The following is a 14,471-nucleotide window of genomic DNA, read 5'->3' as shown; positions in this document are numbered from 1 at the left end:
CATGCCCATCGATACCGATGTCGCGCTCTCCGCTGCGCCCACCACTCGTCAGGCCACCTGGACCGAACGTGATGTGATCCTCTACCACCTCGGTCTGGGTGCAGGAGCCGACTCGCTCGATCCCGCCGAACTGCGGTGGGTGTACGAGAAGGACCTGCGGGTCCTGCCGACCTTCGCGATGGTCGCCGGTCAGGGTGTCTCCGCCGGTGCGGTGACACCGGCCGGACTGAGCCTGCCGGGAATCGACATCGACCTGCGCAGGATCCTGCACGGTGGCCAGTCCGTCACCGTGCACGCCCCGATCCCGATCTCGGGTTCGGCGACCGTCTCGTCTCGCATCTCCGATGTGTGGGACAAGGGCAAAGCCGCCGTGATCGTGCTCGAACAGTCCGCAGTGGACGCCGACGGAAACCCGTTGTGGACCAGTGCGATGCAGATCTGGGCGCGCGGTGAGGGCGGCTTCGGCGGAGACGCCGGGCCCCATGTGTCGAACGCAGTGCCGGAACGGGACGCCGACAAGACCCTGGTGTCACCTACGAGCACGCAACAGGCACTGGTGTACCGGCTCAGTGCCGACATGAACCCGCTACACGCCGATCCCGAATTCGCGAAGACAGCCGGTTTCGATCGGCCGATCCTGCACGGACTCGCCTCGTACGGTGTCGTGTGCAAGGCAGTCGTCGACGGTGTGCTCGACGGAGACCCGACCCGGGTCCGGTCGTTCTCGGTCCGCTTCGCCGGCACGCTGTACCCCGGGGAGACGATCGAGACGGCGGTCTGGCGAGACGACGACACCCTCACCCTGCTCGCCACATGTCCCGAGCGCGACGGGCAACCGGTGCTCACCCACGCCACGATGGAGATTCGATGAGAGTCGACCCGGACACCCACCCCGTCGTCGGACACGCGCCCGACGGTACGGTTCTGACCTCGGCACCGCAGGACACCGCCGTCGACCGCGCCACCGCCGCCGCGCGGCGCGTGGTGGACGCGTTGCTGCGCACCGACCGTGGCAACGCGAATCTCGAGCGGGTCGCCGAAGAGCTCGACAATATCGCCGAGCACCTCGAGGAACACGCTCCCGAAGTGCGGGAGCGACTGATCGACATGTGGCACGGGGAGGGCGTCACCCGGCACGATCCGGTCACCGGTCCGGAGAACGCGCTCGCTCCGCCGCTGGTGTTGGCCGGTCGCGAAGACGGATCGGTGGATGGCGTCGTCGAACTGACCTTCCCGTACCAGGGCCCGCCCGGGCACGTGCACGGCGGAGTCTCCGCCCTCCTGCTCGATCACACGCTGGGTGTGGCGAACGCCTGGGCCGGGCGCAGCGGCGCCACCGCACAGCTCAACGTGCGGTACCACCGGCCGACCCCACTGTTCGAGCCGCTGACGATCACCGGTCGTCTGGTCGAGCAGGACGGCCGCAAGATCAACACGGTCGGCGAGATCAGGACCGCGGACGGCACGGTGTGCGTGTCCGTGGAGGCGCTGTTCATCGACAGGACAGTTCCCCGTCCTCGCTGACGGCCTGCGCCGCACACGCCGTCGTATCGGAAAGGAACGGCATGGGGAAGTTGGACGGGCGGGTGGCGATCGTCACCGGCGCCGGGATGGGGATCGGCCGCGGATTTCGTCCCGACCGACGTCACCGACCGCGAACAGGTGCACGCCATGGTGGATGCCGCGGTGCGCGAATTCGGCACTGCGCAGCACGACCGTACTGCGGCTCGGGAATGGGCGCCGAAACAGGTGTGCTGCAACGTGATCTGCCCCGGCGTGCAGAGCGCGGCATACCGACGGGTGGCGGCGGCCGACCCGCAGATGGCCGCCACGCAGGCCGCGGCGAACCCGATGGGCCGCATCGGCGACCCTCTCGACGACATCGGCACGGTCGCAGCCTTTCTCGCGAGCGACGACTCCCGCTATCCCACAGGCAACACGCTGTTCGTCGACGGCGGTAGCCACGTCAACGGCGTGCAGTGAGCGCCGAACGTGGACTGACATCCCAACGGAGGATTCATGCTCTCTCGTACTTCCCGGCGTGTGATGGCAGTACTCGCCGCAGCGTCGATGCTCGGCATCACGTCCTGCTCCGACTTCGGCGACGACGCCGAGGAGACTGCCGGGGGACCCGGCTCCCTCGTCACCGAACGCACCCTCACCGGTACGGCGGCGCTTCCCAGCGCGTCGCGAACGCATCTGATCACCTACCTGTCCGATGGTGCCGATCGGCGCCCCACCCTCGTTTCGGGCACGGTCGCGATCCCCGAGGGAGAAGCACCCGCCGGAGGCTGGCCCGTGATCAGCTGGGCGCACGGCACCACCGGGGTCGGTGACGCCTGTGCGCCGTCCGCCGACACCTCCGGTGGTCCCGCCCACTCCTACATCAGCAGGACGACTGCCATGCTCGACCGGTGGGTCGCAGACGGCTACGCCGTGGTCCAGACCGACTACGAAGGCCTCGGCACACCGGGCGGACATCCCTACATGAACGGAGACAGCGCAGCCGACAGTGTCGTCGACATCGTGCGTGCCGCTCGTCAACTCGATCCGGCTATCGGCACCCGATGGATCGCGATGGGACACAGTCAGGGCGGGCACGCCGCGCTGTATGCGGCGGCTCGTGGCACGGAACGCGCCCCTGAACTCGAACTGCAGGGCGCGGTCGCCTTCGCCCCGGGCAGTCGCACGAGTGAGACGGCCGAGTACTACGCGACCGCCGGACCGGCGATCGGTCCGGCGCTCGGGTTCCTGCCGGTGCTGCTGCTCGGAGCGCAGGCGGCGGACCCGAGCATCGACGCCGACGCGATGCTCACCGACGCCTCGCGCCCCTTGCTCGACGCCGCGCGCACCGGGTGCATGGACGACATCCGCGAGGTGGCGAGCACGGTACCGGTGGATCAGGTGTTCGCTCCGGATGCGGACCTCGAACCGCTCGTTGAGTACTACGCCGGTCAGGAGGTCGAACCGCTCACCCTGAGGGTGCCGACGCTCGTCGTGCAGGGAAGCGACGACGCGCTGGTACTGCGTCCGGTCACCGATCAGGTGACCGCGGCGCTGTGCGGCAACGGAGCCGACCTGAGCTATCGGGTATACGACGGAGCCGATCACCGAGCGGTACTCGAGGAGTCCGTCGACGACGTGCGGGCGTTCGTCGACGGAGTACGCGCGGGCGAGGCGCAGGACGGCACGTGCGGTTGATGCCGCCGATCAGTCGGTCTTGATGCGTTCGGGGACGGTGTAGACGTTCATCGTGTCGCCGCGGAGGAAGCCCACGAGGGTGAGGTCGGACTCCGCGGCGAGATCGACGGCCAGCGACGACGGCGCCGAGACCGCCGCGAGCACGGGGATCCCGGCCATGACCGCCTTCTGCACGAGTTCGAACGAGGCGCGTCCGCTCACCATGAGCACGCTGTGCGAGAGCGGCACCCGGTTGTCGGTCAGGGCCCAGCCGATCACCTTGTCGACGGCGTTGTGCCGGCCGACGTCCTCGCGCAGGGCCAGCAGCGCCCCGTCGGGGGTGAACAGTGCGGCCGCGTGCAGACCGCCGGTCGACTCGAAGACCTGCTGGTGCCGACGCAGCGTGTCGGGCAGTTCGGTGAGGGTGTGCGTTCCGATAGAGGTGGTGCCGGCATCCTTCAGTGGATATCGCGTGCGCGTGCGCACCTCGTCGAGCGAGTTCTTCCCGCACACCCCGCACGCGGAGGTCGTCGTGAATGCGCGTCGCCCCGTCCCTTCGGGGACGGTGACGCCGGGCGCGAGGGCGACGTCGAGAACGTTGTAAGTGTTGGCGCCGCTCTCGTCCACCCCGTCGCAGTAGCGAACGGCGGCGATGTCCTCGCGACTGCCGATCATCCCTTCGGCCAGCAGGAATCCGTGGACGAGATCGACGTCGTGACCGGGGGTGCGCATCGTGATGGTGAGCGACTCACCGCCGACCCTGATCTCGAGCGGTTCCTCGACGGCGAGGGTGTCGGGACGTCGCGTCGCCCTGTCCGCAGTGATGCGCAGTACCGGTCGACGTGTCGTGACCCGTCCCATCGTCTACCTCCCAGATGCGTGCAGCGGTTCGAGCCGTCGTTCCCGCGGAACCCGGGCAGGGCAGGGATACCCGGGTGGCACAGGTTGTGCACACCGCGGGATGCGGCGTCTCGTCCTCCATACTGCCTGCCCGGACGCAACGGCATCCCCGTCCGGTGAACTGCGGTGGCGTTACACGAAGTTCACCCGCGCCTCGCAGGGACATTACAGAGTGGGTCCACTCTCAGGGGACGGTGATGAATGTGGGTCACCGACTGACGTAGGGGTCGTGAACCCCGGGATCGAACAGGGTGGACTTATATGGAACAGGCACTCGCGGCCGCCGATACCGCCTGGGTTTTGGCGGCGTTCACAGCAGTCGTACTGATGGTTCCGGGCCTGGCGCTGTTCTACAGCGGCATGCTCGGAGTCAAGAGCGCGCTCAACATGATCATGATGGTGTTCGGTGGATTCGCCGTCACAGCCGTCCTGTGGGTGCTGTTCGGTCCGGCCGCCGTGCTCGGTGACAGCGTCGGGGGCCTCGGCCTCATCGGCGATCCCTTCACCGACATCGGTCTGGGCTCGCTGCTCGAGGAGGACCCGGACGGAGGGATGCCCGCCGCACTGACCGCGGCCTTCCACCTCCTCTTCGCAGGCATCACGGTGGCGATCATCGCCGGTGGTGTCGCGGACCGGATGAAGTTCTCGGCGTGGCTGGTGTTCTCGGGCATCTGGGTCGTCCTCGTCTACTTCCCGGTCGCGCACTGGGTCTTCGCCTTCGACGACGAGGAAGCGGGCACGAAGGGCGGATGGATCGCCAACACGCTCGCCGCCCACGACTTCGCCGGCGGCACCGCCGTGCACATGAACTCGGGTGTCGCGGCGCTGGCACTCGCCATCGCACTCGGTCGCCGCCGTGGATTCCCGCACGTGGCACGTCCCCACAACCTGCCCCTCGTCGTGCTCGGTGGCGGAATCCTGCTGTTCGGCTGGTTCGGCTTCAACGGCGGTTCGGCGGGCGGCGCCAACCACACGGCCGGTGTCGTCGTCCTCAACACGCTCGTCGCCGCGATGGCCGGCCTGCTCGGCTGGCTGATCGTCGAACGCATCAAGGAGAAGCACGCGACGACGCTCGGTGCCATCTCGGGCGTGATCGCCGCACTCGTGGGCATCACGCCCGCAGCGAGCCTCGTGTCCCCGCTCGGTGCCCTGCTGATCGGCGTGGTCTCCGGTGCCGTCGGCTGCTTCGCCGTGAGCTGGAAGTTCCGCATGGGCTACGACGACTCACTCGACGTCGTTGCCATCCACCTCATGGGCGGCGTCGTAGGCACCACCCTCATCGCCTTCGTCGCGACGGCCGCCGCGCCGGCCGGTGTCGACGGTCTGTTCTTCGGCGGCGGGATCGACTTCTTCGGACGCCAGATCGTCGCGATGGCCGCGGTGTTCGCCTACTCGTTCGCGGTGACCTTCCTGATCGCGAAGGCGCTCGACAAGATCATGGGCATCCGGGTCGACACCGAGACGGAGATGCGGGGCATCGACGTCCCGGTCCATGGGGAGACGGCCTACGTGATGGACTCGTTCTCACCCACCGGTCCGTCGACGCTGCGTCCCGAGGTGTTCGCCGAGGATCGCGACGTGATCGTGCCCAAGTCCTGACCGGCGAGCTTCACCGATCGAACGGCAGGAGCCCTCACCGCACCGGGCGGTGAGGGCTCCGTCGTGTTCACGGTTGCCGGTCGTTCACGGCTGGTGATTGTCGGGATACGCCGTGACGGCGAGGAACCGGATGGGCAGCTTCAGCAGCTCGTTCGGTCCGTGCAACCCTTCGCCGTCGAGGAGCAGGGCGTCGCCCGGTTGCAGGTGGTACTCGGAATCGCCGTGGCCGTAGAGCATCTCGCCCTCGAGCATGTACAGCAATTCCGTGCCGGGATGCTGGAAGAGCGGGAAGACGTCGCTCGCATCGGTGAGGGTCACCAGCACCGGTTCGAGTCTCTTGTGCTGTCCCCGCAGCGCGCCGAGCAGTTCGTAGTGATGGCCCACCCGCGTACCGCGACCGACGATCTCGGCGCCGTGCCCGTTCTTGGTGAACACCGCGTCGCGGTGCGCGTCCGCGCCCCGGAAGAGCGAGGTGACGGGGACGTCGAGGCCGACGGCGAGCCGGGCGAGCGTCGACAGACTGCACGAGGTCTGGGCGTTCTCGATCTTCGAGAGCATCGCCTTGGAGATCCCCACCTTCGCGGCCATGTCGCCGACGGACAGGCCGCTGGCCAGCCGCAACGACCGCACCTGGTGGGCGATCGCGCGCTCGAGATCCACACCCGTCGGGGTGCCGCGCGGAACTTCGCGTCCGGAATCGTCGTACAAGACGGGACGATCTGGGCTGGCCATCTCGTCAGCGTAGCGTGTGTCCACCGGTGGTGAACGCCGCAATGCAGACATGGCGGTGCCCTCCACAGATCCGGACGACAGGGATCCGGCCGGGTCCGTGGAGGGCACGAGTGCTGAGTAGGTGGGGATCAGCGCATCTCGCCGGCGCCTTCGTAGGGGTTGAGACTCAGGAGCAGATCACCCTCCTCGAAGCGGGAGAAACGGAAGTCGTCCGGGTTCACGTTCGGAAGGTCGGTCTTCCCGTCGATCAGCAGGTCGGCGACCAGCTTGCCCACCGCGGGGGAGATCTTGAATCCGTGCCCGGAGAATCCCGTCGCCAGGAACAGACCCTCGACCGGTGCCGGACCGATGACGGGGTTGTAGTCCTCGGTGACGTCGTAGGCACCGACGTACGAACTGGTGATCCGCGGGTCCGGCATGTCGGGAAGGCGGTTGCCGAGCTTCATGATGTTCTTCTCGATCGTCGAGTCGTCGGCGCGGTTCACGTACTTGTCGGGATCGATGTACTGCGGCGTTTGATGATCGGAATTGCCCACCAGGAGTTCACCGTTCGGCTCACGGCAGATGTACTGTAGACCCGCCAGATCGGACAGCACGGGCACCTCCGGGGTCGGGACACCCTGGTCGACGAGAACCAACTGCGCGCGTTGCGCCCGGACGTCGATGTCGACGCCGACACCGGCGACGAGTGCCGGCGTCCACGGTCCCGCCGCGACGACGACCTGCTCGGCGTGCACCTCGGACCCGTCGGCGAGAGTGACGCCGTAGACCCGGCCCGCGGCGTTCTGCAGCAACGACACCACCGGGGTGCTCTGTCGGATCTTCACGCCCATCCGACGTGCCGTTGCACCGAACGCCATTCCCGCCATGTAGGCCTCGCCGCGACCGCCGAGCGGTTCGTAGGCGAACAGGGCGAAATCGTCGAGGTTCAGGCCCGGCCACAGTTCGGCCATCTTGTCGTGGGAGATGAGTTCGGTGGCGATGCCCAGGCCCTGCATCATCTCGATGTTCGCCTCGAGCGGCTTGACGTTGTTCTCCGCGACACCGACGACGTAACCGCACCGGCGGAATGCCATGTCGTCGCCGAAGATTTCGGTCGCCCTGGTGAAAATATCGACGCCGTACCAGGACATCGCGGCCAGCGAAGGGGTGCCGTAGTGGCACCGCACGACGCCGCTCGATTTACCGGTCATGCCCGAGCAGAGGGTGTCGCGCTCGAGGACGAGGACGTCGGTTTCGCCGCGGTCGGCGAGGGAGTAGGCGATGGCCAGGCCTTCGAGGCCGCCGCCGACGATCAGAAACTTGGTCGTGTCCGTCACCTGAGGATCCTTTGTTCGGTCGGCCTCCGAATCAGGAGGTCGGTGGGGGAGTCGATGTCAGAGGGAGGAAGTGGGTTCGATGCGGACCAGGAGTCCGGTGGCCGACGAGCCTCGTAGGGTGACGGCCTCGCCGCGGATCAGGACGCAGTCCCCGGGCGCAGCTCGTTCGGTACCGGCCTGCACCGAGCCCGATCGCACGTAGAGGGCCGTGACACCATCTGCGGCGGTGTCGCACACCGTGTCGAGCGCGAAGTACCCGACGGCCGCAGTGGCGCCCCCGCGCTCGGTCATGACATTGAATGCACGGGTGGCGCCTCGGGGGACGCAGTGGGGCGCGTCCTCACCGGCGAACGAGTGTGGACGCCACGGATCCAGCGAACGGGGTCTGTGGCCCGAGTCGAGGTCGGCGCCGTGCTCACCGATGACGGTGAAGATCCGTTCCGTGCCGGGAAAGGCCGAGAACTCGCTGGGCTCGGAGCCCAGCTCGGCCACGCTGATCCGCCACAGCGGACGGCCGGAGGGGCCGTCGGGTCCGGTCGCGATCTCCTCCGTGATCCCGGCGCCGTTGCGCCAGGGCACCCGCCGCCGCTCGCCGGGCCGGATCACCTGCGCGGCCACCTAACTGCCCGTCGTCCAGTCCGCCATGATGTCGGCCAGCGCCTGCGCTCCGATGTTGCAATCGTCGGCCTCGGCGAACTCGTGCGGTGAATGCGAGACACCGGTGGGGTTGCGCACGAACAACATTGCGGTGGGAACCTTCTCCGAGAGGATGCCCGCGTCGTGTCCCGCCTGGGTGGGCAGTACCGGGATGTCCCCGAGATGCGACAGCGCGCGGCGCAACCGTTCGCGCGGTCCGGCCGGGAACTCGACGATCGGGGTGATCGATTCGGCGAAGACATCGAGTCCGATCTCGTCCGGCAGGCAGTGTTTGCGGGCCTCGGCCTCGATCTCGGCGACCAGCGTCGTCAGGGTCTCCTCGTCCGCGGCGCGAGCGTCGAGCCAGGCCTTGATCTCGGAGGGGATCGCGTTGGCCCCGTTGGGCAGCACCTCGAGTTTGCCGAAGGTGGCGACCGCACCGGCCGCCGCGGCACACGAGCGGGCGCTGTGCACCGACGAGGCGTAGGCGAGCATCGGGTCGCGGCGGTCCACCAGGCGCGTGGCTCCGGCGTGGTTGGCCTCACCGGTGAAGGTGAACTGCCATCGGCCGTGCGGCCAGATCGACGACGCGACCGCGACCGGTGCATCGACGAGGTCGAGGGCCCGGCCCTGTTCGACGTGAAGTTCGACGTACACCCCGACCCGGTCGACGAGGGTGGGGTCGGTGCCGATGCGTTCGGGCACGCGACCGGCGCGGGTCATGGCCTCGGCCAACGTTATTCCGTCACGATCACGCAGGCCGAGCGCACGCTGCGGAGCGAGCGCCCCGGTGGTGAGCTGACTGCCCACGCAAGCCACACCGAAGCGGGCACCCTCCTCGTCGGAGAACGCGGTGATCGCGATCGGCACGGTCGGGACGATGCCGCGCTCCCGGACCAGATCGACCGCGGCGAACGCCGAGACCACGCCGAGTGGTCCGTCGAACGCGCCGCCGTCGGGCACCGAGTCCAGGTGCGAACCGGTGACGAAGGCGTCGGTGGGATCGCCTTCCCAGCCGACGGGGAGCCACCACGCCCACAGGTTCCCGTTCCGGTCCTCTTCGACGTCCATGCCGCGCTCGGCGGCGCAGCCGCGGAACCACTCGCGGAGAGTGAGATCGGCGTCGCTCCAAGCGAATCGGCGATAGCCCCCGGTCGTCGGATGCTTACCGACATCCAGGATCGATGCCCAGAGCGTGTCGAAGGCGGTCATATCTTGTGTCCTCTCGGGAAGTGCGGTGGCAGGCCTGTCGCCACGGTCAGAAGGCGCTGCGGCCGGGGATCCAGTCGGTGCCGGCCAGGGGCACCCGAGCCATCGCGGCGGCCTCCATCGTGACCGCGACGAGGTCCTGCGGTTCGAGATTGCGCAGGTGCGACTTGCCGCACGCCCGGGCGATGGTCTGGGCCTCCATGGTGAGCACCCGCAGGTAGTTCGCGAGGCGGCGGCCACCCTCTACCGGATCGAAGCGGGCCTGCAGGTCGGGATCCTGCGTGGTGATGCCGGCGGGGTCCTTGCCGTCCTGGAAGTCGTCGTAGAAACCGGCTGCGGAGCCCAGCTTCTCGTATTCGGCCTGGTACTTCGGATCGTTGTCGCCGAGGGCGATCAGCGCGGCCGTGCCGATGGCGACGGCGTCCGCGCCGAGGGCCATCGCCTTGGCGACGTCGGCGCCCGAGCGGATACCGCCCGAGACGATCAGCTGCACGCCGCCCGGGGTGCGGTGCACACCCATCTCCTGCAAGGCCTGCACCGCCTGGGGGAGCGCGGCCAGGGTCGGGATGCCGACGTGCTCGATGAAGACGTCCTGGGTGGCAGCGGTGCCACCCTGCATCCCGTCGACCACCACGACGTCGGCGCCGGACTTCACGGCGAGCTTGACGTCGTAGTAGGTGCGGGTCGCGCCGACCTTGACGTAGATCGGCTTCTCCCAGCCGGTGATCTCGCGCAGTTCGAGGATTTTGATGGCGAGGTCGTCGGGGCCGGTCCAGTCGGGGTGCCGGCACGCGCTGCGCTGGTCGATGCCCACCGGCAGGGTACGCATCCCCGCGACCCGCTCGGTGATCTTCTGCCCGAGGAGCATGCCGCCGCCACCGGGCTTGGCTCCCTGGCCGAGCACGACCTCGATGGCGTCGGCCTTGCGGAGGTCGTCGGGGTTCATGCCGTATCGCGACGGAAGGTACTGGTAGACGAGGTGCTTGGACTGCCCACGTTCTTCCGGGGTCATGCCGCCGTCGCCGGTGGTGGTGGACGTGCCGACCTCGCTGGCGCCACGCCCGAGGGCCTCCTTCGCGCGACCGGACAGCGCACCGAAGCTCATTCCGGCGATCGTGACCGGGATGTCGAGGTGCAACGGGTACTTCGCGTTGCGGTCGCCGAGGACGACGTCGGTCTCACACTTCTCGCGGTAGCCCTCGAGTGGGTAACGCGACATGGACGCGCCGAGGAAGAGCAGGTCGTCGAAGTGGGGAACCTTGCGCTTGGCACCCCAGCCGCGGATGTCGTAGATGCCGGTCGCGGCGGCGCGCTGGATCTCGTGGATGACGTTGCGGTCGAAGGTGGCCGACTCACGCAGTCCGGGCTGGAAGGTCATGGAAGTCTCCTCGGGGGTCGAGCGGGCGGAAGAACGTCGGGGGCTCTCAGTAGGCCGAAGCGTTGTCGACGTGGAAGTGGTAGAGCTGCCGGGCCGAGCCGTAGCGGGTGAACTCGGCCGGGTCGGCGTCGAAACCGGCCGTGTCGAGCAGTTCCTGCAGCTCGGCGATGTGCTCGGGGAGCATCTCCTTCTTGACGCAGTCCGCACCGAGCGAGGCGACGCTGCCCCGCACGTAGATCCGCACCTCGTACAGTGAATCGCCCAGGGCCTCACCGGCATCGCCGAGGACGACGAGTCGGCCGGCCTGTCCCATGAAGGCGCTCATGTGACCGATATCACCGCCGACGACGATGTCGACGCCCTTCATCGAGATGCCGCAGCGTGCGGCGGCGTTGCCTTCGATGACCAGCAGCCCGCCGTGGGCGGTCGCACCGGCGGACTGCGAGGCGTCGCCGGTGACGCGCACACTGCCCGACATCATGTTCTCCGCGACCCCGACGCCGGCGTTGCCATCGATGGTCACGTGGGCGTGCTGGTTCATCCCGGCTGCGTAGTAGCCGACGTGGCCGTCGATGCGGACGTCGATCGGCCGGTTCAGGCCGCAGGCGAGTGCGTGGGCGCCTTGCGGGTTCACCACCTCGATCGAGGCCGGGGCCTCCATCGCGTGCAGTGCCGCATTGAGTTCGCGGGTAGTGGTCGTCGCCAGGTCGTAGGTGGCGGTCGGGAGCAGGGTATCGGTGGTCATGATTGCCTCCGGGGATGAGATCGGGACGGCGGAGTCGGGATTCGCGCGGCCGGTCAGCGTCGCCACACGTAGACCCGGTCCGGCTCGGGTTCGAAGATGCGGGCGTCGGCGATGCCGGGAAGTCCTGCCAGGGCGCGGAATTCCGAGGCCATCGCGACGTAGGCGTCGCACTCGGCGACGATCGCGGGCTTGCAAGCGATCGGATCGCGGACCACGGCGAACGAATCGGAGGTGGACACCAGCAGGGTGTAGAACCCGTCGAAGCGTTCACCGAGCAGACGCAGTGCCTTCTCCAGGTCGGCGCCCTCGGCGAGATGTTTGGCGACGAAGCGTGCGCCGACCTCGGTGTCGTTCTCGCTGTCGAACACCACGCCCTCGTCCTCGAGTTCGCGCTTGATCGACAGGTGGTTGGAGAACGAGCCGTTGTGCACGAGGCACTGGTCGGGGCCGACGGCGAAGGGGTGCGATCCTGCTGCGGTGACGGCGGATTCGGTGGCCATGCGGGTGTGGCCGACACCCCGCCGGCCGGAGGCGGCGGGCAGGCCGAAGGTCTCGGCGAGATCGCGGGGATCGCCGGTGCCCTTGAGGACGGTCACGTCGTCGCCGAAACCGATGACGGTCGCGGTGGGAGCCAGCGTGCGGACGGTGTCGGCGAGCAGGGTCGCGGGGACGGGGGCGTGCAGCACGGTGGTGGGGGCGAGATCGAGCGCCCCGACGGTCACACCCAGTGCATCGCCGACGGCGGTGACGAGGTCCGAGGGTGCGTCGAGCACCGAGACCGACGACTCCCCGGCGGGGGAGAAGACCGGGTTGCCGTAGACGGCGACGCCCGCCGAATCCGGTCCGCGGTCCACCATCTGCCCGAGCATCCCGGTCAGCAGGCTGCCCAACCGGGGCTCGAGCGAGGCGTCTCGCAGATGAAGTCCGACGATTCCGCACATGGTCGTCTCTCCTGTTCGATGGGTCTGGAAGAAGTCGGGTGATCAGAAAGCGGTCAGATAGCTGTCGATCTCCCACGGGGTCACGGTGTTGTGCCAGTGGAAGAACTCCTCGCGCTTGAGGGAGGCGAAGTAGTCGGCAACGCCCGCACCGGCTGCGTCGAGTGCGCCGGAGACCACCGGATCGGCCTCGAGGGCGTCCATGGCGTGCAGCAGCGTCATCGGCAGCGTCGCGGTGCCGCCGGTGCCCGGCTCGCCGGGATCGAGGTCGCGTTCGATGCCGTCGAGGCCGGCGGCGACGGTCGCGGCGGTGGCGAGATAGGGGTTGGCCGAGCCGTCGCCGCCGCGCAGTTCGACGCGGTTGGCGTCGGGGACGCGCAGGTAGTGGGTGCGGTCGTTGCCGCCGTAGGTCGCGTAGCGCGGCGACCAGGTGGCGCCGGAGGCGGTGCTGGTGGCGCCGGTGCGCTTGTAGGAGTTGACCGTCGGTGCGATGACACCCTGCAGGGCGCAGGCGTGCTCGAGGATGCCGGCGACGAACGAGTAGGCGGTCTTGGACAGTCCGAGTCCGCAGGAATCGTTCGCGTCGGGGAAGACGGGGGTGTCGCCCTGCCACAGCGACAGGTGCATGTGCAACCCGGAGCCGGTGCGATCGGCGAACGGCTTGGGCATGAAGGTCGCGGTCATGCCGCGCTGCTCGGCGAGCACGGAGATGAGGTAACGCAGGGTGATGACGCGGTCGGCGGTGGTCAGGGCGTCGGCGTACTGGAAGTTCTGCTCGAACTGCCCGTTGCCGTCCTCGTGGTCGTTGGCGTAGTTGCCCCATCCGAGGGTGTTCATCGCCGAGGAGATCGACGTCAGGTGCTCGTACATGCGGGTGACGTCGCGGGCGTCGTAGCAGGGCTGGCGGGAGGTGTCGAGGGCGTCGGCGGTGCGCAGGGTTCCGTTCTCGTCGCGCTGGACGAGGAAGTACTCGATCTCGGTGCCCACCTTGACGCTCAGGCCCTTGGCGGCGGCCTGCGCGAGCGCGGTCTTGAGGATCACCCGCGGGGCGTACGGCCAGGGTTTGCCCTCGACGTAGGGGTCGCAGTGGACCAGGGCCAGGCCCTCGCGGACGAAGGGGATGGGGGTGAAGGTGGAGACGTCGGGGATGGCGACCAGGTCGGGGTCCTTGGGGACCTGGCCCATCGAGCCCGCGGCGTAGCCGGCGAAACCGACACCGTCGGTGGCGAGCTCGTCGACGGATTCGACGGGAACCAGTTTGGCGCAGGGCTTTCCGGACAGGGTGGTGAAGACGGCGAGGATGAAGCGGGTGCCGGTCGCGTGTGCGAGCTCGGCCAGACCGGCGGTGCCGGAGGTCTCGGGGGACCGGCCGTTCGTGGACGGGAGGCGCAGCACGGATGTGTCGGTGGCTTCCAGCGTCATGGGGGCTCCTCGGTTCGACGAAGTTTCACTGTAGGAATCGCTGTCGAATAGAAGGAAACACGGTATCCATGACGGGCGTGTTACGCAACCGTGAGATCGCGGTGACGCTTGGCGTGGAAACCGCCCTGTATGCGAACGACAAACAGCGGCGGGACGGTCGAAGGACCGTCCCGCCGCTGCGATGTTCGTGTGAGCGAGGGTTCTATCGGAGACCGAACGAGTTCCCGATGATGTCGCGCTGGATCTCGTTGGTTCCGCCGTAGATCGTCGCGCCGAGGGCCGCGCGCACGTGCTGCACCATGTCGAACTCGGTGGAGTAGCCGTAGCCGCCCATCATCTGCATGCACTCGAGGGCCGTGTTCTTGGCGACCTCCGTCGCCTCGAGTTTGGCCATCGACGACGCCCGCGCCAGA

14 protein-coding genes and 1 pseudogene are annotated in these 14,471 nt (G+C 68.3%); 5 read left to right on the top strand and 10 right to left on the bottom strand.

Annotated features, from left to right (window positions below):
- Position 1 precedes the first annotated feature (1 nt).
- The 4 genes and pseudogenes from chsH3 (at position 2) to AC6CID_RS17945 (ending at position 3,201) form a co-directional block, all read left to right on the top strand.
- Positions 2-871 carry an enoyl-CoA hydratase ChsH3 gene (gene chsH3 / locus AC6CID_RS17960; RefSeq protein WP_498354269.1) on the top strand — a complete coding sequence of 290 codons (870 nt, stop codon included), beginning with the start codon at positions 2-4 and terminating at the stop codon, positions 869-871.
- Positions 868-1,524, top strand: a complete 657-nt coding sequence (locus AC6CID_RS17955) for a PaaI family thioesterase (protein ID WP_064061840.1) — start codon at positions 868-870, stop codon at positions 1,522-1,524. Before chsH3 ends, AC6CID_RS17955 begins: the two co-directional genes overlap by 4 nt.
- A 41-nt stretch (positions 1,525-1,565) precedes the next feature.
- A pseudogene (locus AC6CID_RS17950) lies at positions 1,566-1,983 on the top strand (SDR family oxidoreductase).
- Between the two features lie 36 nt (positions 1,984-2,019).
- Complete coding sequence (locus AC6CID_RS17945) at positions 2,020-3,201, top strand: alpha/beta hydrolase family protein (protein WP_064061841.1); 1,182 nt, start codon at positions 2,020-2,022, stop codon at positions 3,199-3,201.
- A 9-nt stretch (positions 3,202-3,210) separates the two neighbouring features.
- Here AC6CID_RS17945 and fdhD read toward each other — a convergent pair whose 3' ends face one another.
- Positions 3,211-4,041, bottom strand: coding sequence for a formate dehydrogenase accessory sulfurtransferase FdhD (fdhD, locus tag AC6CID_RS17940; protein ID WP_019289053.1), 831 nt, complete (start codon positions 4,039-4,041; stop codon positions 3,211-3,213).
- A gap of 300 nt (positions 4,042-4,341) precedes the next feature.
- Between fdhD and AC6CID_RS17935 the strand changes: the two genes are divergently transcribed.
- Positions 4,342-5,679, top strand: a complete 1,338-nt coding sequence (locus AC6CID_RS17935) for an ammonium transporter (protein WP_064061842.1) — start codon at positions 4,342-4,344, stop codon at positions 5,677-5,679.
- Positions 5,680-5,763: 84 nt separating this feature from the next.
- Here the strand turns inward: AC6CID_RS17935 and AC6CID_RS17930 are convergent, their stop codons facing one another.
- From AC6CID_RS17930 to AC6CID_RS17890, 9 genes are all read right to left on the bottom strand, one after another.
- Entirely contained in the window at positions 5,764-6,411 is a 648-nt protein-coding gene (locus tag AC6CID_RS17930) for a helix-turn-helix domain-containing protein (protein WP_024100581.1), read from the bottom strand.
- A 128-nt stretch (positions 6,412-6,539) separates the two neighbouring features.
- The gene (locus AC6CID_RS17925) at positions 6,540-7,730 is read right to left on the bottom strand and encodes an NAD(P)/FAD-dependent oxidoreductase (protein ID WP_006551155.1); all 1,191 of its coding nucleotides are present in this window, start codon (positions 7,728-7,730) and stop codon (positions 6,540-6,542) included.
- Positions 7,731-7,787: 57 nt separating this feature from the next.
- Positions 7,788-8,348, bottom strand: coding sequence for a HutD family protein (locus AC6CID_RS17920; protein ID WP_064061843.1), 561 nt, complete (start codon positions 8,346-8,348; stop codon positions 7,788-7,790).
- Positions 8,349-9,578, bottom strand: coding sequence for an allantoate amidohydrolase (locus AC6CID_RS17915; RefSeq protein ID WP_498354268.1), 1,230 nt, complete (start codon positions 9,576-9,578; stop codon positions 8,349-8,351).
- 46 nt (positions 9,579-9,624) lie between these two features.
- Positions 9,625-10,953 carry an FMN-binding glutamate synthase family protein gene (locus tag AC6CID_RS17910; protein WP_006551158.1) on the bottom strand — a complete coding sequence of 443 codons (1,329 nt, stop codon included), beginning with the start codon at positions 10,951-10,953 and terminating at the stop codon, positions 9,625-9,627.
- Positions 10,954-10,999: 46 nt separating this feature from the next.
- Positions 11,000-11,698, bottom strand: coding sequence for a GltB/FmdC/FwdC-like GXGXG domain-containing protein (locus AC6CID_RS17905; protein WP_050993466.1), 699 nt, complete (start codon positions 11,696-11,698; stop codon positions 11,000-11,002).
- Between the two features lie 53 nt (positions 11,699-11,751).
- Positions 11,752-12,639 carry a class II glutamine amidotransferase domain-containing protein gene (locus AC6CID_RS17900; RefSeq protein WP_064060924.1) on the bottom strand — a complete coding sequence of 296 codons (888 nt, stop codon included), beginning with the start codon at positions 12,637-12,639 and terminating at the stop codon, positions 11,752-11,754.
- A gap of 42 nt (positions 12,640-12,681) precedes the next feature.
- Positions 12,682-14,058 carry a type III glutamate--ammonia ligase gene (gene glnT, locus AC6CID_RS17895; protein ID WP_498354267.1) on the bottom strand — a complete coding sequence of 459 codons (1,377 nt, stop codon included), beginning with the start codon at positions 14,056-14,058 and terminating at the stop codon, positions 12,682-12,684.
- 202 nt (positions 14,059-14,260) lie between these two features.
- On the bottom strand, positions 14,261-14,471 hold a 211-nt coding region (locus AC6CID_RS17890), incomplete at its 5' end, for an acyl-CoA dehydrogenase family protein (RefSeq protein WP_498354266.1).

The sequence above is a fragment of the Rhodococcus sp. GQ147 genome, assembly GCF_059759155.1.
Note: the sequence above shows the minus strand (reverse complement) of the source record. Positions and strands in the feature narration are given on the sequence as shown.